Raw genomic sequence first — 25,321 nt, forward strand, 5'->3', positions numbered from 1 at the left:
ACCTCTATAATGAATGTATAGTTACTCTTTATTTCTTATAATTATACACAAACATGCAAAAAAATACATATCAGATCGTTAATTTTGCATGAATATTTAAATTTTTCTCTAAAATGGCTATTGCTCTTTCTATATCTTCCTTTGGGGTATTAAGACTTGGTAATAGTCGTATAACCTTTTCTCCAGCATTTAAAACGATTAATCCTTCTTTTCTCAATTCTTCTAAAATGGAAACTACAGGCATATCTAATTCAATTCCGATCATTAGTCCTAATCCTCGAATATCCTTTACTAGTTGATTTCCAGACAGTTTTTGCTTTAGAAGACTAAAAATCCATTCGCTTTTCGTTTGTACCTCTTCTAAGAAAGTGGGTTGAAAGATTATTTCCATTGTTTTAGTAGCTGCTGCCATGGCTATTGGATTTCCTCCAAATGTTGTTCCATGACTGCCGGGACCAAAAAATTCCTTTAATCTCCCGTCTGCAACGATAGCACCTGTTGGGATTCCGTTTGCCATTCCTTTTGCCACACTGATAATATCTGGTTTAATTCCAAAGTGCTGAAAGGCAAATGCTTTTCCTGTTCTACCAATTCCCGTTTGAATTTCATCAATTAACAATAAAGCACCCTTTTCTTTACAAAGCACTTCTACTCCTTGAAGAAACTCTTTTGAAGCAACATATATACCGCCTTCTCCTTGAACTACCTCGAGCATTACCGCAGCTACCTCTTCTGTTAATTGTTGTTCTAATGCTTGTAAATCATTAAATGGAACATACTCAAATTTATCCAGCATCGGACCGTACCCTTGCTTAATTTTATCCTGACCTGTTGCTGACATTGTCGCAAATGTTCTACCATGAAAGGATTGGTGGAATGTAAGGATTTTCGTTTTTCCTGTTGCCTTGCGCGCAAGCTTAATTGCTGCCTCGTTTGCCTCAGCACCACTATTTGCAAAGAAAACAAGATCTAATCCAGATGCATTTGTCAATATTTCCGCTGTCTTTTCTTGCAGATCTATTGGAAAAAGATTCGAAATGTGCCAAAATTTATTTAATTGTTGTTCAACAGACTCTTTTACTTCTGGGTGACAATGACCTAAATTACATACTCCTATTCCTGAAGTAAAATCTAAATACACACCACCATCTTTACAGTATAAGTAGCTGCCTTTTGCTGATTCTGGCTCCAGCTCCCATTTTGAATAGGTGGGGAATAAATGACTCATTCTACAATCCCTTCTTTCACAACGATTCTTGTTCCAAGTAATTCTTGACCATCAAAAAACTGTTTTTTCCCTGATACAATCATTACACTATTTAGTCCACTTTCTAGTGCAGCTATGGCAGAGGTAACCTTTGGGATCATTCCCCCACTGATCTGCCCGACTTCGATAAAATGATTAATTTCCTCTTGCTCCATTACTGATTGAAACTCGCCATTTATTAAAATCCCTGCTACATCTGTTACAAAGAGGCATTGTTCTGCGTGTAAATACTTAGCAACTGCTGAGGCTACATAATCTGCATTTATATTTAATTTTCTACCGTCCTCTGTAATTCCTAATGGAGTTATTACTGGGATTAAATTCTTCTCTAATAAAGAAGAAATTAACCTTATATTAACTTCAGAAACCGCACCTACCAGTCCAAGCTTTTCTTCATCAATCAGAGAAGCACTAATACAATTATCATCTGTCCCATTAAGTCCAATCCCGCTTAAGCCATGCTCCCTTAATAACTGAACAAGCTTACGATTGGTTTTGCCTGAAAGGACCATTTCAACTATTTCCAACGCCTCTTTCGTCGTTTTACGAAGTCCATTATGAAAGGTCGCTTTCACTTGAAAATGATCAAGCATTTCATTAATGTCAGGACCACCTCCATGTATGAAAACAAGTTGATAGCCATTATTCTTTAACATTTTCAAACTAGTAAAAAATTCTGGTGTAAGCTGATCAATTACACTGCCACCACATTTTATAACAATGGTTTTCATCCATTATCACCTCAAGTTCTGTAGCTTGCGTTTATCTTTACATAGTCATAAGATAAATCGCAGCCCCACGCTTTTCCTTCTCCTTTTCCATTATGCAAATCAACAAAAATCTGAATAAAATCCTGATTTAAATAATTGATTGCAACTTGTTCTGAAAAGGATTGTGGTTCACTTTCCTTAAGCATCACGATATTTCCAATTGCAATATCAACACTAGCAGGGTTAACTGCTGTATTTGTTTGACCAATAGCTGTAATAATTCTTCCCCAGTTTGCATCTGATCCATAAATTGCTGTTTTCACTAAATTGGAACCAACAATTTGCTTGGCAATAGCACGTGCTTCCTCATCATCTTTACTACCTGAAACTTTTACTTCTATTAGCTTTGTAGCTCCTTCTCCATCTTTTGCAATTTGCTTGGCAAGACTCTCACAAGTAGCAGAAAGTAACTCTAAAAAGATCGGATAATCAGGATGCTCTTCTGTAAGAGCTTCGTTTTTCGCCATTCCATTTGCCATGACTAACACTGTATCATTTGTAGAAGTATCTCCATCTACTGTAATTTGATTAAAGGTAGTAGGAATAACTTTACTTAAAGAGTCTTGAAGAATTTCCGACGAGATATTTACATCTGTCGTTATAAATCCAAGCATCGTTGCCATATTAGGATGAATCATTCCAGAACCTTTTGCCGTTCCTCCCATCGTTACGGTTACTCCAGCAATACTAGCGGAATAGCAGCATTTTTTCATAACTGTGTCAGTAGTCAAAATTGCCTCTTGAAATGCTTCAGCATGTTCCAGGGTAGAATCAAAGATAAATTGGTTAATTCCTTTTTCGATTTTATCCATTTGCAGGTATTCGCCAATGACACCAGTTGAAGATACAGCAACATATTCTTCCTTTATGTGAAGATGGTTTGCCATTATCTTTCTCATTTGATATGCATCATTTAAGCCTTGTTCTCCTGTACATGCATTTGCACAGGCACTGTTTACTACCACTGCCTGAATTTGTTTTTCCTTTGCTATCGATTCTTGCGTTACTTTTAACGGTGCAGCTTGAAAGTGACTTGTCGTATACACAGCGGCGCAATTTGCGGGAACTTCACTCACAATTGCACCAATATCTTTCTTGTTATATCGAAGTCCGGCATGTACTCCTGCAGCTCGAAAGCCAATTGGAGTAACGATACTTCCTTGTTTGATTTCTTCAATATGAGATGAATGCTGATGAATATTGTTAATAACCTGCACGTAGGCTCCTCCTTAAGGGTAAAGCGGAAGAAACTGTAATCCCATCGTTTCTTCATAGCCGTTCATGATATTTGCGTTTTGAATGGCCTGACCCGCAGCCCCTTTCACTAAATTATCAATAACAGATACGATCGTTAATCTTCCTGTACGTTCATCCACATTTATTCCGATATCACAAAAATTAGAGCCAGTTACTTCTTTTATCGAAGGATAGGTATGAAGTGGTCGAACGCGTACAAAAGGACTGTTCTTATACATTTCCATATATAAATCATGAATATGTTCACTTGTTATACTTTTATTTAATGTAGCGTATATAGTTGCCATTATCCCTCTGCTTGTCGGCAATAGATGAGTCGAAAAAGTAATAGCCTTCATCTCAGCATTCCAATCAACTAATTGTTGCTCTATTTCTGGAATATGCTGATGTTCATTCACTTTATAAATTTTAAAATTTCCACTCATCTCAGCGAACATATTAGCCCTTGAGGGACTCCTTCCCGCTCCAGAAATGCCAGATTTAGCATCAATAATAATACTATTTGGTATAATCAGATTTTCTTTCACTACTGGTGCTAATCCTAAGAGCGTTGCAGTGGGGTAACACCCTGGGTTTGAAATTTTCTTGCTAGAAGCTATGTTTTCCTTATTCCATTCGGAAAGCCCATAGGCAAAGCTCTTAACAACCTCAGCCGATACAGGTTCTTTTTTATACCATTTTTGATAATCTTCTGTATTCCTTAAGCGCAAATCCCCAGATAAATCGACCAGTTGTATCTCTTTATCTATGAATTCTTGCACCAACTTTCCGGAAACACCTGTTGGAGTAGCAAAAAAGACAATATCGCATTCCTTTGCTATTTTTTCTGGATTTATTTGTTCAAGTTTATTTTCTATAATATTAATCAGGTGCGGATATTCATTCCATACTGGGACTTCTTCTCTTGTTGTATGTACAGACTTGATTGTAAACAATGGATGACTATGCAAAATTCTAATTAATTCCACTCCTCCATAGCCAGTTGTACCAATAATAGCTGCCTTCATAACTTCCTCCTTTCGATAAAATTAATGTATATTTAATCATTTTTATTTATATTTATTAATCTAAGATTCTCTTATTATAAAAACTACTGGATATAAAATCAACACTTTTTCATAAAAGTAGTAGTTTTCTTATTATTCAGATAATTAATTAGATATAGTGATGTTAAAAAAAATCCTAGTTGAGTTAAAAATTAAGGTATAACGTTCAAAGCCGATACAAATTAGAGCAAAGATTATAATCGAAAATAGCATAACTAATCCAAGTTTGAAAGATTGTTTGTTTTAATAAAAAAATTCTATTGAAAAAACTAAACAACAAACTTGAGGAAAACAAACCAATTAAAATTAATCTAGCACTATCTCCATAAAATGAAACTTCCATCAGTGGGGGTTCCTTCCTCCCCACTGATGGTTAGTTGAACCAATCGGACCTTTACGGACAGTTAATCTCCCACCTAGATTCCTCGTATTCTCCTAAGCTTGAGAGAGGAGGCTTAAGCTTAGCCCCACGGAAAGCCAAGTGTATTCCGGCTGCGGGTAATCGCAACATACTTTACGAAAACAGCCATAAAGAAAAAGAATTTCATTTAACAACATCATCATATGAGGCATTTATCTAGTGGTGTCAGAAATTTCCACATAAAGCTTATCTATAAATCTTCCACTACTAGATAGGCAGCTTTCACTGGACCATGGACACCGACGACTAGATCCATTTCAATATCCGCAGAGTTGCTTGGTCCTGTAATATAGTTAATGCATGACGGGAGTACTTCTCCCTTTTGAACTTTTTCTCGTAAGATTTTTGCTGCTTGAGTCATTCTTGGCACAATCGTACTTTTTGGGACAATTACGATACTATGAATAGGTAAAAAACTGACTGTTCTCCCTCGATCCTTTCCACTATAAAAAACAACAGTGCCTGATTCCGCTAACGTAATTTCGCTTATGGTAATGCCTATATTTGCTTGTTCTGCTTTTACAATATTTTCTTTTCCTAAAGAAGCGTCCCATTCAAAAACATCGATATTTTCTTCAAGCAGTTTCTCTTTAAATAAAGCGTGGAGTCCATACTGCTCATACCGCGCATCCTTCCAAGTAACAATCTTTCCTCCACCATATTCTTTTATTAAATTATACAGTGTGTGTGTTAGTTCCTTTTGGGAAGTAATAACTAAGTCTGTATGAATAAGCGTACATTGCGATTTTAAGACCTCAACTAACTCATCCTTTGTTGCCTCCTTCAGCACTTCTTCTTGTGGATGATAATTCCATTGCGGCTGTTCTAGCTTGGTTTTCCTTTGTCTACCTAATCTCGATGCAATTGTTTCGAGAAAAGCGTCTCTGTTCTGGATAGTCCCTGTCATTCTTTCCCCTCCTCCTTGTCTCGATTCTTGAACCAATCGCGAAATCTCTCTTTATTTGGTGCTGGAAGATCACGGATATCTGTCCATTCTTTTAACATTCCGACACCCTTCGTAATTTTATCTCCTTTTACTAATGGTTTCGTCACGGCTGGGGCGATTTTAGAACCAATATTGTATAGCTTGGGTGAAGAAGCACCGATACCAAAAGCTTTAAATATCATCTTTTCAGAAATTGGCGCTTTTCCTTCCTTTTCCACAATTACTTGTCTATGCTTATGCAGCAGTTCATGAAGCGGAATTTTTACCGGACACGCATCTGTGCAAGCCGCACAAAGAGTGGACGCATATGGGAGCTCTTTATATTCTTCATACCCACCTAACAATGGTGAGAGAACAGCTCCAATTGGTCCTGAGTAAATAGAACCGTATGAATGTCCTCCAACATGTCTATATACAGGACAAACATTTACACAAGCTGCGCAGCGGATACATTGTAGTACGGATTGAAATTCTCCACCTAGAATATCTGAACGACCGTTATCCACAATAACTAAATGAAAATCTTCTGGTCCATCTACATCCTCAGCCTCTTTAGGACCAGTTAACGTTGTCACATAACTAGTTAATTTTTGGCCTACGGCACTTCTTGTTAACATGCCAACCAATACTTCCATTTCGGAAAAAGTAGGGACAATGCGTTCCATCCCCATCACAACTATTTGTGTTTTGGGAAGTGCTGCAACTAAATCAGCATTTCCTTCATTTGTTACAAGTGTAATCGATCCTGTTTCTGCAACAGCGAAATTGCATCCTGTAATGCCCATATCCGCAGTTAGATATTCATTTCGAAGTACTTGTCTTGCATGCCATGCTAATTCTTCTGGCTTTTCTGTATTGGTATAGTTTAATTTTTTTGAAAAAACATCACGGATTTGTTCTTTATTTTTATGCAAAGCTGGAACAACTATATGGGATGGAGGATCATGATCATCTACCTGCAAAATATATTCTCCTAAATCCGTTTCAATTACCTCACACCCAGCTTCCTCTAACTTTTTGTTTAAGGAAATTTCTTCTGTTACCATCGACTTTGCTTTTACCACTTTTTTCACTTTTTTTTCTAACGCTACTTGCTCAATATAATGACTTGCCTCTTCTGCTGTTTTGGCGAAAAAAACATTCCCACCACGCTTTGCCACTTGTTCACTCAGTTCGAATAAATAGTAATCAAGATTTTCTAAAACATGCTGGCGGATTTCTTCTCCATGGGACCGCCATTCCTCCCAATTTCCCATCGCCTCGGTCACATTATTTTTTCTTGCTTGAATTGTTTGCTGCGCTTTTGATACAGCACCACGCATAAATACGTTTTCTAGTTCTGTTGACACTCTATCCTTAAATTTTTGAGAACTTGTTTTCATCGACATAGCTTTTCATCCCCCTGTTATGCTCGACTATTTAATACTTCTGCTATATGTAAAGCCTTAATTGATTTGCCCTTTCGACCCATTCTTCCCCCGATATTCATTAAGCAGCCTGCGTCTGCACTAACTACATATTCAGCATTTGTGGATTCTACACATGCAACTTTTTCATCTACCATCTGCTCGGAAATTTGCCCCATTTTCACAGAAAAAGTCCCCCCAAAGCCGCAACAATTCTCCTTTAATGGTAATTCGGTATATTCTACCCCTTTCACGTTTTTTAATAGCTTAATAGGAGCGTCTTTCACTCCTAGTAATCTCGTCATATGACAAGATGTATGGTAGGTAACTTTCCCATGGAACGTTGCTCCTACATCTTCAACTTTTAAGACATCTACAATAAACTGTGTTAACTCGAATGTTTTAGAGGCAAGTTCTTTTGCAATTGGCTCCCATACCGGATCCCCTTTAAAAATATGCTGGTATTCATGAAACATATAGGCACAGGAACCAGAAGGACAAACAATATATTCAGCATCTTTAAAGGATTTCATCATTGTTTTCATTACTTCCTTCGTTTCCGTTACATAGCCACTATTATAGGATGGCTGTCCGCAGCAGATTTGTGTCGTTGGAAAATCGATTTCGCATCCTAATCTTTCTAATAATTCTACCGTTGCTCTTCCCACATCACTTTGAAACATATCAACAAGACAGGTAGCAAATAATGTCACTTTCATTCTGAAAATCCCCCTCTAAGATTAAACTGTACATCCTAATAATCATCAGATGATATGAACAGGTCATCTGATGACCTTATTATTAAAAGCACCCTACATACATTTATAGAGTGTTTTTTACTATTATTGGAAAAATAATAATTAAAGCGTTTTCATTAATATAGAGTTAATTTTTCAATTTGCAAGAAGAAAAAATTTTAAAACATTTACATTTAAAACTGAATGTTAAGCTTTATGCTCTTTCTCAGCAAAATATTCTTTAAGCACCGCTTCAACCTTTTGTAGATGATAAAGCATTGCCTCGCTTGCTTCAGCCTCATTATTCTCCACAATAGCCTCATAAATGGTTAGATGCTCCTCATACAGGCGTTCTGTCGTTGTTTTTTAGAAAATAACCATAACCGCCTCGTTTCTTTCATTGCTTCTTGCATGATATCAGAAACGTTAAGTAATAAGTTTACAAGCAAAGGATTTTGTGAAGCTGCTGCAACTGCTAAATGAAAGTTCAAATCCGATTTTTCTCCTAATTCTTCTATTCCATTTGCCTGTTTCATTTCTTCTAACGCTTGTTTCATTTTTTCTAAATCTTCGGTTGTGCGGTTTTTTGCTGCAGCAGCAGCTGCGCCTACCTCCATAATTCTTCTTACTTCAAGGAGATGATTAAGGTCTTCTTTCTCCATCAAAATCGCAGAAGGAAAAGAAAACATAATTTGATCAGCTTCAAACTCTTTTACATAGGGGCTGGGACATAAGTATTCCAGCCAAGGATAATTCCGAACAATTATACGAAGATGCTAATGAATGTTCCGTATAATTGTTCGGGCTTTTATTTGTTTTTCAAAGGATGTTTCCATGAAGTTTGGTGCGATTCCCCGCAGCCGGAATACACTTCGCTTTCCATGGGGCTCGCGCTGAGCCGCTTCGGCCTGTGGCCTGCAGGGTCTCAGACTGTCTCGCTAATCCCATAGGAGTCTTCGTGTATTCCGGCTGCTCTGTTTTTCCAACTAATTATATTTCCTCTTGTAAAAAGTATGCGAAAGCAGCCGCTATTTACTAGCTATATTAGAAATTGTTCGTCTTTACAGAGTATCTATTTAGTTATGTCCCATCCTCTTACATAGGTCCCTTCTCCTTGCCTCATTTCAATCAAACCTTTTGCTTTCAAAGCAGAAAGCGCTTCCCTTACAGCAGAACGACTTACGTGGAAATTTTCTGCAAGCTGCTGTACAGATGCCAATTTTTCACCAGGTCTTAAACCTCCTGAGCGAATTCCTTCATGCAAGGCTTCTGCTATTTCTTCATAAATTTTTTTGGGTCGAATCTGCTTAAATTCCATTATTCTACCTCCAAAGCGTCCATCCCTTTTATTGTTATTATACTGCTAAAAGTCGCAATGTACATAAAAAAAAGTCATAAAATTGTCAATTTTATGTTGTTTTTTGGAAAACATCATTTTATAATAGGTTCATCAAGTCATCAGATGACCTAATTTTTGGAAGATTGAAATGATAGCGGTTTCTTCATCTGATCATTGTCTAATAATCAATAATTCAACATGAAATGGAAAAAGAAATATAATAAGGGAGATGAATTTATGACGTTTACTCAAAATTTTACCGCTGTTGGCGACAATTTGGCATTATCTGCTATAGTAGCAGTAATTCCAATTTTGTACTTTTTTTGGGCGCTTGCCATTAAACGGATGAGAGGACATGTAGCCGGAATTACTACCTTGCTGCTCGCTTTATTTCTTTCTGTAATCGCTTTCAATATGCCTGTTGGAATGAGTATGATGTCTGCTAGCCAAGGCATCGTTTATGGACTATTACCTATTGGCTGGATTATCGTTACATCCGTGCTTTTGTATAAATTAACCGTTAAAAGCGGACAATTTACCATTATACGCAATTTTATTTTGTCCATTACAGAAGATCGCAGACTTCAAGCATTACTTGTAGCTTTCTCATTTGGAGCATTTTTAGAAGGAGCTGCTGGCTTCGGGGCACCTGTTGCTATTTCTGCTGCCCTTTTAGTCGGGTTAGGTTTTAATCCATTATATGCTGCCGGTATCTGTTTATTGGCTAATACGGCACCTGTTGCATTTGGGGCAATCGGTATCCCAATCACCGCTGTAGAGGGGCCTACTGGCATTCCGGCGTTAGAAATTTCTAAAATGGTTGGGCGTCAACTGCCATTTATTTCAGTTTTTATTCCATTTTATCTAGTTATTATTATGGCTGGCTTTAAACGAGTATGGGAAGTGCTTCCTGCTATTTTAGTATCAGGTATTTCCTTTGCATTCACACAATATTTATCATCTAATTTCCTAGGACCTGAATTGCCTGATATTTTATCTGCCTTAGTTTCTTTATTTGCATTAGTTATTTTCTTAAAATTCTGGAAACCGAAAAAGATTTTTCTCTTTAAAGGGGACGCGGAAACTGCAGCAGCATCAGCAGAACAAGAGAAAACTCCAGAATCTACATACACAGCTGGTGAAATCTTTCATGCTTGGTCTCCTTTTTTAGTATTAACTGCCTTCATCTCCCTTTGGGGAATTCCTACTGTGAAGTTAGCATTATCAGGTTATTATGAAGGAACAAACATTATTTTGAAGGGTCTTAATAAATTAGGAGAACTTTTGACCTTTATGCCTGAAGTACCACTACTTCACAATAAAATTATTAATGGTGCTAGTGAAGAAGTTGCAGCCATTTATAAAATAGAAATGTTAGGTGCTGCTGGAACTGCAATATTATTTGCTTGTATTGTTACAAAATATATTGCCCGACTTTCCTGGAGAGAAGTGTATGAGACATCAAAGGAAACACTTCAAGAGTTAAAATTTCCAATCTTAACAATTTCGTCTGTAGTTGGTTTTGCCTATGTAACAAATGCATCTGGTATGTCCACAACGCTTGGAATGACATTAGCTAAAACGGGAGCATTATTTCCATTCTTCTCTCCAGTCCTTGGATGGCTTGGCGTATTTATTACTGGTTCTGATACATCGGCCAATTTACTATTTGGAAATCTACAAAAAATCACTGCTATATCTGTTGGCATGGACCCTGTGCTTGCTATTTCAGCTAATTCAAGTGGAGGAGTTACAGGGAAAATGATTTCTCCACAATCTATCGCTGTCGCATGTGCTGCGGTTGGTTTGGCTGGCAAAGAATCTGAACTACTTCGCTTCACCTTAAAACATAGTATATTCCTTTTGCTACTTGTATGTATTATTACCTTCCTGCAAAACAATGTGTTATCCTGGATGATTCCTTAAAATTCATCGACAAAAAAGTAGAGAAATCCTTGTAAGATTGCTCTACTTTTTTCTTCTTCCTACAATAATCATTGATTTTCTGTCTCTTCCAGCAAAATCACTTTTACTATATCACCACATTTATAGCCTGAATCTCCTCCAGGCAATATTGTTAAGCCATTTGCAAAGGCTAAGCTGCTCACAATATTCGATTTATCTACGCCACTTGTGCCTGTTTCTAGCTTTCCATCTACAATGGAGACTCTACTTCTAATAAGACGTGTAAATGGATTTGCCATTGGAAAATCTTCTTGCAACACCGCATCAACTATAGGCAAATGAGGCTTCTGGGAAAACAGAAAGCTTTTTATGATTGGGTTTGTAAACAATTCAAATCCCACATAACACGCAGAAGGATTTCCTGAGAGTCCAAATAATAATTTGCCATTTAGCTGTGCTACTGTTGTGACGCTCCCAGGTCTCATCGCTATTTTATTAAAAAGTACTTCAGCCCCCAGCTTGCGGTAAATATCTGGCAATAAATCATAATCGCCAACAGAAACCCCACCTGTCGTAATCAGCATATCAACTGAATTTAATTCATGTCGAATAGCTTCATAACTGGTTTCCATAATATCTGCCAACTTGCCGAAATAACGAGGAATAGCACCTGCCCGTTCGATTTGCGCCATTATCATATAAGCATTGCTATTTCTGATCTTTCCTTCTTCCAGTTCTTCATCCACTTCCAATAATTCTGTTCCTGTCGCAAATACACCTATAATTGGTTTCTTGGCAACAGGAACTTGTTCTATTCCAAATGTTGCTAAAAGCGCTACTATTCCTGGATTTATTTTTGTTCCTTTTTTTATTAAAACAGTTCCTTCCTTTACATCTTCTCCTTGAAATGATATATTTTCTCCTTTATGTAAAACATGGTCTATTTTTATATATGTTCGTTGTTCCTTTTTCAGCTCTTCCGTTTTTTCAAACATTACAACAGCATCTGTATCAGTTGGCAGCATGGCTCCTGTCATAATCCTGATTGCTTGATACTTCCCTATTTTTTTATGTGAGACTTGCCCAGCCCCAATTTCATCAATTATTTCTAATTCAATTGGATGTGTTTTTGATGCAGCAATTGTATCTGCTGAACGTAATGCAAACCCATCATAGCTGGAGCGATCAAATCGTGGAACATTATGTGACGCTTTAATATCTTCAGCTAAATAACGGCCGTTGCTATTAAAGATGGATACAAATTCCTTTGTCCCTTCCCTTTTATATTCCATTACTTTGCTTATTGCATCTTCTATTAGAATAGGAACTCTATCCTCTGCTGTCATTGCCTTTCCTCCTTATCCATGAAACAACTAAAAAAGAACTATTCTGATACCATAAAGTATTTTTTCGTGCATTTGGTTCATTATCATTAGCTCTCAACCACCAATATAAGACATTTCTACTTTTGTGCCAGAAGTGGCTGCTTCTTCTTTTCGTTCATCTGAATATCTATCCTGTCTATTCCGCCAAATAGTTCGAATATATTCAAGCAGCTCCGCATCGGATGCCTCTTGTCTCATAAAATCACGGATATTATGGCCATTTCCGTTAAAAAGACATGTATATAAATGACCATTTGCCGATAACCTTGCTCTCGTGCAGCTCGAGCAAAAAGATTCAGAAACAGAGGTAATAAAGCCAACTACTACATTGGAATCCTTGTACTTATACTTTTTGGCTACTTCTCCAAAGTAATCAGCCTCTAGCGGCTCGAGTTCAAATGATTCTTGCAACTGATTATAGATTTCTCTTTTTGTTATAACATCCTTCATTTTCCACCCATTTGTACTGCCAACATCCATATATTCAATAAAACGAAGTTCTAATTCATTTTCTTTACAATAGGTTGCCATCGGGATGATTTCTGAATCATTCATTCCTTTTTTTATTACCATGTTTATTTTAATTCCTAAGCCAGCTTTTTTAGCAGCTTCTATTCCTTTTTTAACAGGAGTAACGCCTACATTACGACCATTCATCTGACCAAACAATTCATCATTTATGCTATCTAAACTAATGTTTACTCGCTTGAGACCAGCCTTCTTTAGGTCGTCGGCATATTTAGGAAGAAAAATTCCGTTTGTTGTTAAGGCAATATCATTTAGACCTTCTAATGGAACAAGTCTTTCAATAAGCAAGGGTAAGTCCTTACGTAACAATGGCTCTCCACCAGTCAACCTAATTTTCTCAACACCTAATTGCACAAATAATTTCGCTATTCTTTCTATCTCTTCATAAGTTAATAATTCACTTGGAGGAAGAAAGGGATAATCTGGACCAAAAATTTCTTTCGGCATGCAATATTGGCACCGTAAATTACAGCGATCAATAACACTAATGCGCAAATCCCTTAGTGGTCGATTTAACTGATCCTTCATATTCGATCTCACTCCTTTTTACTAAACTTTCATAAAGTGAAACTTCCATCACGGGGGAGTCGTACTGTCCGTTAAGGGTGGGATAAAAGTTTCACTTTGTATTTTTCTATCATATCATTTTTCATAATATACAGTATATTATATACAAAGAAAAAAAGAAGAGGGTTTCCCCTCTTCTTAATAACCATATAAAATTCATCTACCTAGCTTCTTATCGGACACCTAAGGCAATTTTTGCATATCTGGACATTCTATCTTTTGTCCAAGCTGGCGACCAGACAATGTTTACTTCTGTCTCTTTTACTTCTGGAATATCTGTTACAGCTGCCTTTACTTGATCGACAATGACGCCTGCAAGCGGACATCCCATTGCTGTTAAAGTCATTGTTACAACCAATAATCCCTCTTCTTTAAGCTCCAAATCGTAAACTAATCCTAGGTTTACAATATCGACTCCAAGCTCTGGATCGATAACAAGCTCTAGTGCACCCATAATACTGTCTTTTAATTCTTCATTCATTCGAAGGCACCCCTTATTTTTATTTATATTCAAACGTATTTATTTTTTACCGTAAATGAAGCTTTATCTTTATAGTTACACTATAACAAATAATTATGATTAGAAAAAAGGATTTGAATCACGCTTTTATTAATCCCTCTGCTAAATGTTTTTCAAACCATTCCACTGTTTTAAGCATGGCTTTTCGGCTTACTTTATGACCAGTATTTTCTTCGGAAAGGTATACTAGTCGATCTGGTGCTTCCCTGTACAAAGGTTTTATATGTTCATAAAACTGATGGGAGTATTCATAAGGAACCACTTCATCCTTTTTGCCATGCCAGAACATAAGCGGACGATTTTTTAATTTTTCTGGAGCCTTACTTAAATCCAATTCTTCTAACTGCTTAATTAATGCTTCAATTTCGCTATCATTTATTGGCAGCTCATAGCCCCTCTTCTTCACTTCAGAAATGGTATAATGAGCAAATTTTTCATAATATGGCATCCCCATTAAGCTAACTGCTGTGTTAATCCAAGAATATTTTCTTAATGCACCCAATGTAACGATTCCACCCATACTTGTTCCAACTATACCTATATGCTGATCATCGATAAGCTCTTTCTTACTGAAATAATTTTTTATCTCTTCTATTTCATCAATCGTTTTCATTACGATATTCCAAAAGTGCATGTTTAATTCCATAGCAGATAGTCCTTGTTCTCTTTCTCCATGATATAAACAATCAGGCAGTACAACACGAAAACCTATCTCTGCTAAGTGATAGGCAAAATGGAGATTGTGCTCCTTTGCACTTGTGAAGCCATGTGTAAATTGAATATATGGTCTTTTTTGATCATAGTAGTCTTTTTTTACAATATGCAATACAGGAATATCTTCTATATGTAATTTTTCAACTAGAATCATTATCCACCCCTCCTTTTTTGGAAAAAATAACTGATTCATGTAAAATAAAAGGGAAACAATAGAAGGGGAATATATCTTCTATTTCTTTGCTTTTTTTTACATAACTTAACACCGTGAAAGTAGAATTAACGAATAAAGTGTAATAATATTTTATATGTATAAGTAAGTGTAACATGAAGTGGCATTTTTTTCGAAAAATACGCCCCTACTAGCTGGAATAAAAATTAATATACTGACACTAAAGGAGACACTATGACAGAAAAACACCTAATTGCATTAGACCTTGACGGAACTTTATTAAAAGATGATAAAACCATTTCTCCCCTTACCAAAAAAGTTATTCAAAAAGCGATGGATGAGGGTCATGAGGTGATGATTGCAACGGGAAGACCATTCCGCGCAAGCGAAGCGATTTATCACGAATTAAACTTACGTACTCCTATCGTTAACTTTAATGGAGCTTTTATTCATCATCCAAAGGATACTAATTGGGGTTTTTATCATTCTCCACTTGATATAAAAACGGCGCGGGACATCGTAGCTGCCTGCAATGATTATCCTTTTCTCAATATTATCGCAGAAGTAATAGATGATGTTTACTACCATTATCACGATGAAAAATTGATTGATATTTTTTCCTTAGGAAATCCAAAAGTTACAACCGGAAATCTATTGGAATTTTTAGAAGCGTCACCTACTTCTATCCTAATTCATGCCGAAGAAGAACATGTTCCTGCGATCCGTAAGCATCTATCTGATGTTCATGCAGATTTAATTGACCATCGCCGTTGGGCCGATCCATTTCACGTCATTGAAATTGTTAAATCTGGAATCAATAAAGCCATCGGATTACAAAAGGTATCTGATTATTATCAAATTCCACAAAAAAATATTATTGCATTTGGCGATGAAGATAATGATTTCGAAATGATTGAGTATGCTGGCACAGGTGTAGCAATGGGAAATGGAATTAAAGAGTTGAAAACACTTGCCAATGATATTACTTTATCCAATGAAGAGGACGGTCTCGCTATTTATTTAAATGAAGCTTTAAATCTTCGTGTTCTTTAAGATTTGGGTATCATTACCGTCTTTATTACAACTGTTTTCGTCCATACTATAATTGAAGCAGTCATTACTGTTTCATGTGATATTTAAAATGCTTCTTTCTGTCTTTCCAATTACACTCAACACTCGGAGGGATCATTAATGGGAAAACGAAACAAATCGAAACGTTTTGTACAACAAGGAGTAGATTCTGTGACAAAGCATTCCGAACGTATCCCTTATCATATGACATATGCTGAAGCTGAGAGCTATAAAATGTCAAATGAAAGACCATCTGATGGAGGATTAGAATAAATGGGAAATAGACTTTTTCAAGAAGCTAGACAAGCAGTCGAAGTAGCTAAAAATGCTAACGGTCAAGATGTAAACGGCTTAGTTGATAAAGCAAAGAATGCAATTAGTTCTGCTTATGCTAATACAACGACAGCCGAACAGCATCAATTAGCCGAATTACAAACAGAGCTGGATCAAATTCAGACACATTAAATTAAGAAGAGCTGTCCATAAAGGAACCCTCCATAAGCAATAAAAAGAGAAATGCTTGGGAGACAGACCTTTATTGGGCAGCTTTTTTGCTTCAACTTAAATTGCAACGCAAAACTCCATTCAAAATCAAGTTTCACGAAAATGTTTCTAATACTACTGAATATGGTTCTTTCCCTTCTTCAGAAAAATATAAAATTACTGTTCCATTCGTCGGCAAATCTTTTTTATTCAAATGAATTTGCAATAAAAATCTGTTATTGTTAATTTGTAATTTTTGCTTTGTTAATAATTCATTATGCCCATCTTCGACAGAATAAAAAATAGTCCCTGCTGTTGTTGCTTTCCCTTTTACAACATAATTTCCGTTTGTACCACTAACAGTTACATCTTGTAGTTTTACTTGCTCTTTCGTCGAGTTTGCTGATGCCGCTATCGATAGGAATGGCATACTAATGAACAAACATAAAATTATTGCAGTAATTTTTTTCAAAATGCTTCCTCCTTTATGCTTTTCTAAAGAAACCGAGTACTGCTGTTGTCTGTACAACATTGGTAAATGCTTGCGGATCAACTTCCTTAATGACACGTTCCAAATCAAATAATTCATACCGAGTCACTACAATCATTAGCATTTCCTTTGGCTCATTAGAAAATGCTCCACGAGCAGGCAAAATCGTAATTCCCCTCACTAATTTTTCATGAATTGCAACTTTTAGCTCATCTGTTTTCTTTGTAACAATCATCACCGTTAATTTTTGGTGGGCTGTATGTATCGTATCAATCACCTTTGTCGCTGCATAAAGATTCACTAGCGTATATAAAGCTTTTTCCCAACCGAACATGGCTCCAGCTGTGATAATAATAGCTCCATTCAGAATAAAGAAATAGGTACCGACGGGCTTATCTTGTACACGTGAGAGAATCATGGCGATAATGTCCATGCCTCCAGTTGATGCCCCCCACTTCAACGTTAATCCAACCCCAACAGCCGCAATGACACCGCCAAAAACAGCATTTAACAAAATATCATGGGAATAGCTATGGACTGGAATTATTTCCATAAACAAAGACATAAAAACAACACTTAAAAAACTAAAACACGTAAATGATTTTCCCACTTTGATCCAACCAAGAATCGCAATTGGCACATTTAGGATAAATAATAAAATCCCGGTAGAAATAGGTGTTACTTTTGATACAAGCTGTGCGACACCAGCAAATCCGCTTGCGTATACATCAGCAGGTATTAGGAAAAAATTCATGGCGATGGCATTTAAAAGTGCCCCAAAAATAACGACAATTAATTTTTTTGTTAATAACCAATACATAAGTATCCTCTCCAATACGATATATAGTAATTTTTACTATTTTAACCGTTACTATTCATTGTTTTTTCCTGCAAAGTTTTATAAACTACAAATAAGTATGCCTTGTTTTAAAAAAACAAGGCATTTTTACAGAGATTATCGTTATTTATCATAACAGTACTCCAATTACCATATGTTTTTATAAAAAAAGAAAGAAGTGAAATGAATATGACTTTTAAAATCCTAGCAGATAGTGCAAGTGATTTACCTCTATCCTATTATGAAAAAAACGAGGTTTCACTACTACCGCTAAAAGTTAACCTAGACGGTAAGGAATATGAGGATTTGAAAACAATAGAACCACTTACTGTCTACAATGCTATTCGCAGTGGACAAGTTCCAAAAACCTCTCAAGTTTCTCCTGCATTATTTAAAGATATTTTTACAGAATTAGCACAAAATAATGATAAAGGTGTTTATATTGCTTTTTCTTCGCAATTATCTGGAACCTACCAAACAGCAGTAATGATATTAGAACAAGTAAAGGAAGAATATCCTGATTTTGATTTAACGATCATTGATAGTAAATGCGCATCATTAGGTGCTGGATTAGTGGTTCAAGAAGCGGTAAAATTACGCGATCTAGGTAAAGACATAAGTGAAATTATACCACGCCTGCAGTTCTTATGCGAGCATATGGAGCACTTATTTACAGTAGAGGATCTAGAATATTTAGCAAAAGGCGGACGTGTTTCAAAAGCCTCTGCATTTCTTGGTGGGTTATTAAATATTAAGCCTTTATTACACGTTGAAGATGGGAAGCTTGTCCCTCTTGAAAAAATTCGTGGCAAAAAGAAACTTCTCCGCAGAATGATTGACCTAATAGAAGAACGAGGAGATAAGTTGGATCAACAAGTGTTTGCAATCAGTCATGCCGATGATGAAGCGACAGCTTTAGAAGTAAAAGAAATGATTGTAGACAAATTCCAACCAAAAGATGTGTTCATTTCATCAATTGGCGCATCTGTTGGTTCTCATACTGGTGCTGGAACAATCGCTATTTTCTTCTTAAATAAACTACCTAAATAAATACGTTAAGTTAAAAAGAATAAAATTTACTCCTTTCACTCATACTAACAATGTTCTAATAGAACAAAAGCTGACGTTGAAAGGAGTATTTTTTATGCCACATACTTCTGATAATGATAAAAAAGCCAAAGATAATAATGCATTGCGTCATGAAAAGAACATGATGCGTGAAAAAAACCGCAAAAACGGCAAACATCAATATAGTAAAAAAACAGATCACCTGTAAGAACAACGGAGATCGGAATGGCTAATATAGGAGCTGCCTGATTTTTAAGGCAGTTCTTTTTTGGCACTTCCTCTGGGTGAAAAGTTATCGAGGTTATTTCTCTGTTACCTTATGGCACTTCCTACATCTGAAAAAGGCATTGAGATAAAACTATGCGCCTTTAACTTTCCAAGCCTTTTCTATAATTAAAAAGGCATCCCAAAGATATAAATACTTTGAAATACCCCATTATCCAGCCTATTTTGGATTAGTTTTGACTGTCTTCTTTTAAATACGTCCATCCTTCTTCTTGGTAGACTTTATTTTCCTTCATTAGCTTTCCAAGCGCCCGTTTGAAAGATCCTTTACTTAAATTAAACCGTTCTTTAATATCCTCTGGCATGCTCTTATCTCCATACGGCATTGCACCCTTTCGAGTAATTAAATAATCTAGAATTAGTTGGGCATCTTTATCAAGCGCTTCTTCTTTTCTCGGTAATAATGATACATTTACCGTACCATCTAGCTTTACATCAATAATACGACCGTTCACCTTTTCTCCTAATCTTGGTTCCTGGCCTCTCTCTGATTCATGGATAAATCCTTTAAAGCCTTCCTCTGTATAAATCCAGCTACCAACCTTTGCTGTTCGATAAATATAGCCATGGATGTTTTTATTAAAATCCGCTCTTGTCGCTTTTGTTGCCATTTCTTCAATGATAGGATCTGTTGCAGGTTTAACATATAAGTAGTTGTTCTTATTTACCTTTAACGTAATATAAAGCATATCCCCAACTTCTGGCCAAACCTCTTCATGAACTGGTAAATCATCCTCGCCTAATAGCATGTCCTTTTTTAAGCCTATATCAAAGAAACAGCCGATTCCCTCTTTGCGATCCGTTACCTTTACCCAATCATACTTCCCGACTGCGATGGACGGAATAAACGTACTCGAGCACGCTCTTCCTTGTGAATCACTATAAATAAAAACGCGTACTTCATCGCCCTCTTCAAATTTCTGATCAGTTTCACTAAAATGCAAAAGCACATCCTCGTCTTCCTCTTCTAACGTCAAAAAGTACCCGAAAGATGCTATCCTAGCCACTGTTAATATTTCTACTCGTCCCATATAATCTCTTAACGACATTTGGTTTCCTCCTTTAATTCTTGTCTATTTCAACTTTACTCTATATTCTGCCATCCTAATTATTTCCTTATTTACGAATATTCCATGCCTAAAGTTGTTACAACTGCTTAATTTTACTATAATACAAGCATAAAAGAAATTGGATTTACTACAGACTTACTTATAATTCGTATTAAATTCCAATTAATCAGGAGGTAAATATGGCAAAAGAAAGTTCATTTGATATTGTATCAAAGGTAGATTTTTCAGAAGTAACGAATGCTGTCCAGCTGGCGATGAAGGAAATTCAAAATCGTTATGATTTTAAAGGAAGCAAAAGCAATATCACATTAGACAAAGAGGACTTAGTGCTTGTTTCAGATGATGAATATAAATTGGAACAGCTAAAAGATGTACTTATTAGCAAAATGTTTAAACGTGGGATTCCTATCAAAAACTTAGATTATGGCAAAATAGAAGGTGCTTCAGGTGGTACGGTTCGCCAAAGAGCGAAATTGATACAGGGCATTGATAGAGACAATGCAAAAATAATAAATGCATTAATTAAAAATAGTGGTTTGAAAGTGAAAACGCAACAACAAGACGATCAAATTCGTGTAACTGCTAAAAGCCGTGATGATTTACAAAAGATTATTGCTGCTGTTAAAGACGAATCAAAAATTACAATTGATGTGCAGTTTGTCAATTATCGCTAATAATAAAGGGTGGGAACCATTTGGGTACCATCCTTTTTTACCTGCACTCCTTATCAAACAACCCTATTTTTACCATGTTTATTTCAACTGATTTGGGAAAAATAAGTAAACATGCACAGAATATAGAAGGAGTGCTTGAAATGGCTAACAATAATAACGAACAAATTGAACAAACATTTCCCCCTCAACATCAAGAACAACAACCAGGTATTCAAACTGAAATGAATCCTATTCCGAAAGATGTAGATCCCTCTTATAAAGGATCTGAAAAATTAAAAGGAAAAGCGGCAATCATCACTGGTGGTGATAGCGGAATTGGCCGTTCTGTTGCTATTTACTATGCAAAAGAAGGTGCTGATGTTGTAGTAGTATACTTAGATGAGCATGATGATGCAAATAAAACAAAAGAATTAGTCGAAGCAGAAGGAGTAAAATGCTTACTGCTTGCTGGGGATATTGGTGATGAAAGCTTCTGTAAAGAGGTGGTAGAAAAGACCGTTTCAGAATTTGGCAAGGTTAATATTCTCGTAAATAATGCTGCAGAGCAACATCCGCAATCAAGCATACTGGATATCACGTCAGAACAATTAGAGAAAACATTCCAAACTAATATTTTCTCTATGTTTTATTTAACAAAAGCCACTCTTCCACATTTCCAAGAAGGCGATACGATAATCAATACAACATCGATTACTGCCTATAAAGGGAATGAAACATTAATTGATTATTCAGCTACGAAAGGAGCTATTACTGCCTTTACTCGTTCCTTATCAGGTTCTCTAGCTGGACAAGGCATACGAGTTAATGGTGTAGCACCAGGACCAATTTGGACACCACTAATTCCTTCTACCTTTGATAGTGAACAAGTGGCATCTTTTGGAGCAAATACTCCTTTTAAACGTGCTGGTCAACCTTGTGAACTTGCACCAGCCTATGTATATTTAGCTAGTAATGATTCCACTTATGTTACTGGACAGGTCCTCCATGTTAATGGTGGTACAATTGTTAACGGATAATTTTCGATATAGTAAATGTAAGCCGCTCGCTCCTCTATTTTGCGAGTGGTTTTTCCATTAATAAACTAATTTTCTTTTCTCCCTTTTAAAATCTTTCTTAACTGTCAACACTATTGGCAAAAAGATATAGAAAGATTACAAAGGGAGTGTGAGAAAATGATTGATTTAGCCTCTATCTATCATCGCAGCGGAGATAATTATTGTTATTTACAAAATGGAGATACCCTCCATATCCACATTCGAACAAAAATAGCAAATGTCAAAGAAATAGAACTAATCTATGGGGACCAGTACGAGATGATTGACTATCATTGGGTATCTCAGCGCATAACAATGGAAAAAAGCGGATCTGATTCCCTGTTTGACTATTGGCATTGCACAATTACCAATAAAAAAAGAGTCCGCTATGGCTTTATAATAAGAGATAATGAACAACAAATAACCTATACAGAAAAAGGATTCTTTCCTTTTATCCCAGAAGATGCTGGCTATTATTTTTGCTTACCTTATCTTCATCAGAAAGATGTTTTCACTCCCCCTTCTTGGGTATCCACAACTGTCTGGTATCAAATTTTTCCGGAACGATTTCGCAATGGAAATAGCTCCTTGAATCCAGCGGATATTGCTCCTTGGGGGCAAGAGGAGCCAGGATTGTGGAATTTTTTTGGCGGTGATTTTCAAGGGATTATCGACTCTTTAGACTATCTTTCTGACCTTGGCATAAATGGTATTTATCTTACTCCTATTTTTCACGCAAAAAGCAATCATAAATACGATACCATTAACTATTTAGAAGTAGATCCGCAATTTGGCGATACCGAAATGCTCAAACGTCTTGTAAAAGAATGTCACGAGCGTGGAATTCGAGTAATGCTTGATGCCGTATTTAATCACTGTGGTTATCAATTTCCACCATTTCAAGATGTTCTAAAAAACAAAGACAATTCACGCTATAAAGACTGGTTTCATATACATAAATTTCCTTTAAAAGAAAATGACACATTAAATTATGAAACATTTGGCTTTTATGAAACAATGCCAAAGTTTAATACAACAAACCTAGAAGTAAAGGATTATTTATTACATGTAGCACAATATTGGATAAAAGAATGTGATATCGATGGCTGGCGCTTAGATGTTGCCAATGAAATTGATCATGATTTTTGGAGATCCTTCCGTTCCGTCGTTAAAGATCTAAAACCTGACCTCTTTATATTAGGAGAAATTTGGCATGATTCTTTACCATGGCTAAGAGGTGATCAGTTTGACTCCGTTATGAATTATCCATTGCTAACAAAAGCGTTACAATTTTTTGCTTATGACATGATTTCTTCTCAACAATTTATGGAAGAGATGACAACCACTATACAGTCCTATCCAGATACAGTGAATAAAGTATTATTCAACATTATTGGCAGCCATGATACCCCACGGATTATGCATGAATGCAGTTATCGCAAAGAACGTGTAAAACTTCTGTTTACCTTTCTCCTCACTTACCCTGGGACTCCATGTATTTACTATGGAGATGAAATTGGGTTAGGCGGGGGCAGCGACCCTGGATGTCGAAAGTGTATGCCATGGAACTCAGACGAACATGACGAAGAATTAAAAGGCTTTGTTAAGCGATTAATTCAAGTCCGTAAACAAAGTTCCTTTCTCATTAATAATGGCTCTTTTTACTTTTTGTCACAATCTGACTCTTGTTTAGCGTATTATACAAAAAAAGACGATGAAATCCTTTTAACAGTTATAAATAAGAGTGATATGGAAGCACAATTTCTTCTTCCCTTCCCATTACGAGGAAAAAAAATATCCCTTTTATTAACAGAGGAAGAATATGCTGCTGAATCAGATGATCTTGCAGTAATTCTGGGACCATATGAATGCAGCATCCTTCGTTTCGATATGAACTATGAATTTATCCATGCAAGGTAAATAACAAAAGCAACTAGAGATTTAAAGATAAGTATTCCAGCCAAAGATAAATCCGAACAATTATACGAAGATACTAATAAAAGTTCCGTATAATTGTTTGGTTTTTTATTTGTTTTTAAAAGGATGTTTCCATGAAGTTTAGTGCAATTCCCCGCAGCCGGAATACACTTCGCTTTCCGTGGACAACGCTTGAGCCTCCGGGGTCTCAGACTCTCTCGCTAATCCCCCGTGGCGTCTACGTGTATTCCGGCTGCTCTGTTTTCCCAACTAATTATATTTCCTCTTGTAAAAAGTATGCGAAAGCAGCCGCTATTTACTAGCTAAATTAGATATTGTTCGTCTTGACAGAGTATCTATTTAGTTATGTCCCAACCTCTCTTTTTTCCAACAAATGAAAAATAATGATTGTTTCCTGCTGCTGAACGTACTATATTTACTATTATATCAAATTGTTTGAATTGTCAGGGGGAAACAAAGTGAATCAGCAATCATCAAAATCTATTGGACTTCCATTACTTATCTCGATTATCGCTATCTCGTTTTCTGCGATTTTCGTAAAATGGTCGGAGGCTCCTGCCACTATTTTAAGTATGTATCGAATGTGGCTTGCATGTCTTATTATGATTCCTATGGTATATATTCATAGAAATGATTTTAAAAAACTAACGAAAAAAGATTGGTCGTTCTTATTTTTTTCAGGTTCTTTTTTGGCTTTACACTTTGCTCTCTGGTTCAGTTCTCTAAAGTTTACTACTGTAGCTAGTTCTACGATTATCTTGGCACTGCAGCCTATTGTATCCCTTCTTGGCGGATTTATTTTCTTTCGTGAAAGAACTACTTCTGCAGCGATTATGACAATGGGAATTGCTATCGTTGGCGCTATGATGATCGGATGGGGAGATATTGGACTAGACAGCAATGCAGTCATTGGAGATATTCTTTCCTTTTTGAGCGTGATTGCTGTAGTTGGTTATTTATTAATCGGTCAAAATATTATTAAAAAAATGACCCATTGGATATATACCTTTACCGTTTTCTTTTTCGCAGCTTGTTTGTTAACCATTTATAATCTAATAGTTGGTGAAACATTGACAGGCTATTCTGGAAAAGAATGGGGTATTTTCGTATTGCTTGCCATTGTGCCGACACTTGCACATGTTATTAATAATTGGTTACTTAATTATGTTAATGCAACAACTATCTCTATGAGTATCCTAGGAGAACCCGTTGGGGCTACGCTTTTAGCTGTTTTACTTTTAAACGAGCGGTTAATCCTTGCTCAAATCATAGGCGGATTACTCGTTTTGTTCGGCGTCTTCTTTTTCTTACTACAAAAGCAGCATAAACCTGCCATTACGCAAGAAAAAACAATAGGATAGATTATTATTAAAAATCAGTGGACATAATC

General features: G+C 36.3%; 25 protein-coding genes and 1 pseudogene. 10 read left to right on the top strand and 16 right to left on the bottom strand.

Annotated elements, in window-relative coordinates; genetic code table 11:
- Positions 1-70 precede the first annotated feature (70 nt).
- The 9 genes and pseudogenes from NST60_RS04680 to NST60_RS04720 all read right to left on the bottom strand — a co-directional run.
- Positions 71-1,228: an acetylornithine transaminase gene (locus tag NST60_RS04680; RefSeq protein WP_016204625.1), complete on the bottom strand. Its 1,158-nt coding sequence runs from the start codon at positions 1,226-1,228 to the stop codon at positions 71-73.
- Positions 1,225-1,998 (bottom strand): acetylglutamate kinase, encoded by a 774-nt coding sequence (gene argB / locus NST60_RS04685; protein ID WP_254414790.1) that lies wholly within the window; start codon positions 1,996-1,998, stop codon positions 1,225-1,227. Before argB ends, NST60_RS04680 begins: the two co-directional genes overlap by 4 nt.
- A gap of 11 nt (positions 1,999-2,009) precedes the next feature.
- Positions 2,010-3,254, bottom strand: coding sequence for a bifunctional ornithine acetyltransferase/N-acetylglutamate synthase (gene argJ, locus NST60_RS04690; protein ID WP_224427411.1), 1,245 nt, complete (start codon positions 3,252-3,254; stop codon positions 2,010-2,012).
- A gap of 12 nt (positions 3,255-3,266) precedes the next feature.
- Positions 3,267-4,301 (bottom strand): N-acetyl-gamma-glutamyl-phosphate reductase, encoded by a 1,035-nt coding sequence (gene argC, locus NST60_RS04695; RefSeq protein ID WP_169188116.1) that lies wholly within the window; start codon positions 4,299-4,301, stop codon positions 3,267-3,269.
- 650 nt (positions 4,302-4,951) lie between these two features.
- Positions 4,952-5,668, bottom strand: coding sequence for a LutC/YkgG family protein (locus NST60_RS04700; protein ID WP_169188115.1), 717 nt, complete (start codon positions 5,666-5,668; stop codon positions 4,952-4,954).
- Positions 5,665-7,095: a LutB/LldF family L-lactate oxidation iron-sulfur protein gene (locus NST60_RS04705; RefSeq protein ID WP_169188114.1), complete on the bottom strand. Its 1,431-nt coding sequence runs from the start codon at positions 7,093-7,095 to the stop codon at positions 5,665-5,667. Before NST60_RS04705 ends, NST60_RS04700 begins: the two co-directional genes overlap by 4 nt.
- 17 nt (positions 7,096-7,112) lie before the next feature.
- The gene (locus NST60_RS04710; protein WP_016204618.1) at positions 7,113-7,832 is read right to left on the bottom strand and encodes a (Fe-S)-binding protein; all 720 of its coding nucleotides are present in this window, start codon (positions 7,830-7,832) and stop codon (positions 7,113-7,115) included.
- Between the two features lie 347 nt (positions 7,833-8,179).
- The gene (locus tag NST60_RS04715; protein ID WP_341098261.1) at positions 8,180-8,539 is read right to left on the bottom strand and encodes a FadR/GntR family transcriptional regulator; all 360 of its coding nucleotides are present in this window, start codon (positions 8,537-8,539) and stop codon (positions 8,180-8,182) included.
- Between the two features lie 395 nt (positions 8,540-8,934).
- Positions 8,935-9,168, bottom strand: a pseudogene (locus tag NST60_RS04720) (FadR/GntR family transcriptional regulator); the annotation flags it as partial.
- 258 nt (positions 9,169-9,426) lie between these two features.
- Between NST60_RS04720 and NST60_RS04725 the strand changes: the two are divergent.
- Positions 9,427-11,115, top strand: a complete 1,689-nt coding sequence (locus NST60_RS04725) for an L-lactate permease (RefSeq protein WP_341098262.1) — start codon at positions 9,427-9,429, stop codon at positions 11,113-11,115.
- 68 nt (positions 11,116-11,183) lie between these two features.
- Here the strand turns inward: NST60_RS04725 and NST60_RS04730 are convergent, their stop codons facing one another.
- The 4 genes from NST60_RS04730 to NST60_RS04745 all read right to left on the bottom strand — a co-directional run bounded on the left by NST60_RS04730 (position 11,184) and on the right by NST60_RS04745 (position 14,962).
- Positions 11,184-12,440 carry a molybdopterin molybdotransferase MoeA gene (locus tag NST60_RS04730; RefSeq protein ID WP_341098263.1) on the bottom strand — a complete coding sequence of 419 codons (1,257 nt, stop codon included), beginning with the start codon at positions 12,438-12,440 and terminating at the stop codon, positions 11,184-11,186.
- A 93-nt stretch (positions 12,441-12,533) separates the two neighbouring features.
- Positions 12,534-13,547 carry a GTP 3',8-cyclase MoaA gene (gene moaA, locus NST60_RS04735; RefSeq protein WP_101730599.1) on the bottom strand — a complete coding sequence of 338 codons (1,014 nt, stop codon included), beginning with the start codon at positions 13,545-13,547 and terminating at the stop codon, positions 12,534-12,536.
- Positions 13,548-13,746: 199 nt separating this feature from the next.
- The gene (locus NST60_RS04740; RefSeq protein ID WP_101730336.1) at positions 13,747-14,055 is read right to left on the bottom strand and encodes a metal-sulfur cluster assembly factor; all 309 of its coding nucleotides are present in this window, start codon (positions 14,053-14,055) and stop codon (positions 13,747-13,749) included.
- Between the two features lie 118 nt (positions 14,056-14,173).
- Positions 14,174-14,962, bottom strand: coding sequence for an alpha/beta fold hydrolase (locus NST60_RS04745; RefSeq protein WP_341098264.1), 789 nt, complete (start codon positions 14,960-14,962; stop codon positions 14,174-14,176).
- A 252-nt stretch (positions 14,963-15,214) separates the two neighbouring features.
- On the opposite strand from NST60_RS04745, the gene NST60_RS04750 reads away from it, so the two are divergent.
- The 3 genes from NST60_RS04750 to NST60_RS04760 all read left to right on the top strand — a co-directional run bounded on the left by NST60_RS04750 (position 15,215) and on the right by NST60_RS04760 (position 16,516).
- The gene (locus tag NST60_RS04750) at positions 15,215-16,033 is read left to right on the top strand and encodes a Cof-type HAD-IIB family hydrolase (RefSeq protein WP_101730337.1); all 819 of its coding nucleotides are present in this window, start codon (positions 15,215-15,217) and stop codon (positions 16,031-16,033) included.
- Positions 16,034-16,171: 138 nt separating this feature from the next.
- Complete coding sequence (locus NST60_RS04755) at positions 16,172-16,324, top strand: hypothetical protein (protein ID WP_016204611.1); 153 nt, start codon at positions 16,172-16,174, stop codon at positions 16,322-16,324.
- Positions 16,325-16,516, top strand: a complete 192-nt coding sequence (locus NST60_RS04760) for a DUF3813 domain-containing protein (RefSeq protein WP_016204610.1) — start codon at positions 16,325-16,327, stop codon at positions 16,514-16,516.
- Positions 16,517-16,649: 133 nt separating this feature from the next.
- On the opposite strand, the gene NST60_RS04765 is transcribed toward NST60_RS04760, so the two are convergent.
- Together NST60_RS04765 and NST60_RS04770 are read right to left on the bottom strand one after the other, a co-directional pair.
- Positions 16,650-17,006 carry a hypothetical protein gene (locus NST60_RS04765; RefSeq protein ID WP_016204609.1) on the bottom strand — a complete coding sequence of 119 codons (357 nt, stop codon included), beginning with the start codon at positions 17,004-17,006 and terminating at the stop codon, positions 16,650-16,652.
- 13 nt (positions 17,007-17,019) lie between these two features.
- Positions 17,020-17,844 carry a YitT family protein gene (locus NST60_RS04770; RefSeq protein WP_016204608.1) on the bottom strand — a complete coding sequence of 275 codons (825 nt, stop codon included), beginning with the start codon at positions 17,842-17,844 and terminating at the stop codon, positions 17,020-17,022.
- A gap of 207 nt (positions 17,845-18,051) precedes the next feature.
- Between NST60_RS04770 and NST60_RS04775 the strand changes: the two genes are divergently transcribed.
- Positions 18,052-18,912, top strand: coding sequence for a DegV family protein (locus tag NST60_RS04775; RefSeq protein WP_341098266.1), 861 nt, complete (start codon positions 18,052-18,054; stop codon positions 18,910-18,912).
- A 94-nt stretch (positions 18,913-19,006) separates the two neighbouring features.
- Positions 19,007-19,138 carry a DUF3941 domain-containing protein gene (locus tag NST60_RS04780; RefSeq protein WP_081836758.1) on the top strand — a complete coding sequence of 44 codons (132 nt, stop codon included), beginning with the start codon at positions 19,007-19,009 and terminating at the stop codon, positions 19,136-19,138.
- Positions 19,139-19,385: 247 nt separating this feature from the next.
- Here the strand turns inward: NST60_RS04780 and NST60_RS04785 are convergent, their stop codons facing one another.
- Entirely contained in the window at positions 19,386-20,264 is an 879-nt protein-coding gene (locus tag NST60_RS04785; protein ID WP_016204606.1) for a CvfB family protein, read from the bottom strand.
- A gap of 200 nt (positions 20,265-20,464) precedes the next feature.
- On the opposite strand from NST60_RS04785, the gene NST60_RS04790 reads away from it, so the two are divergent.
- From NST60_RS04790 to NST60_RS04805, 4 genes are all read left to right on the top strand, one after another.
- Positions 20,465-20,959 (top strand): YajQ family cyclic di-GMP-binding protein, encoded by a 495-nt coding sequence (locus tag NST60_RS04790; RefSeq protein ID WP_016204605.1) that lies wholly within the window; start codon positions 20,465-20,467, stop codon positions 20,957-20,959.
- A gap of 140 nt (positions 20,960-21,099) precedes the next feature.
- Complete coding sequence (locus tag NST60_RS04795; RefSeq protein WP_169188107.1) at positions 21,100-21,975, top strand: SDR family oxidoreductase; 876 nt, start codon at positions 21,100-21,102, stop codon at positions 21,973-21,975.
- 156 nt (positions 21,976-22,131) lie between these two features.
- Positions 22,132-23,913, top strand: coding sequence for an alpha-glycosidase (locus NST60_RS04800; protein WP_101730340.1), 1,782 nt, complete (start codon positions 22,132-22,134; stop codon positions 23,911-23,913).
- A 476-nt stretch (positions 23,914-24,389) separates the two neighbouring features.
- Positions 24,390-25,292: a DMT family transporter gene (locus tag NST60_RS04805; protein ID WP_169188106.1), complete on the top strand. Its 903-nt coding sequence runs from the start codon at positions 24,390-24,392 to the stop codon at positions 25,290-25,292.
- The last annotated feature ends 29 nt before the right edge of the window (positions 25,293-25,321 follow it).

The organism is Niallia sp. FSL W8-1348 (genome assembly GCF_038006745.1).
In the GTDB taxonomy this organism is placed as follows: domain Bacteria; phylum Bacillota; class Bacilli; order Bacillales; family Cytobacillaceae; genus Niallia; species Niallia alba.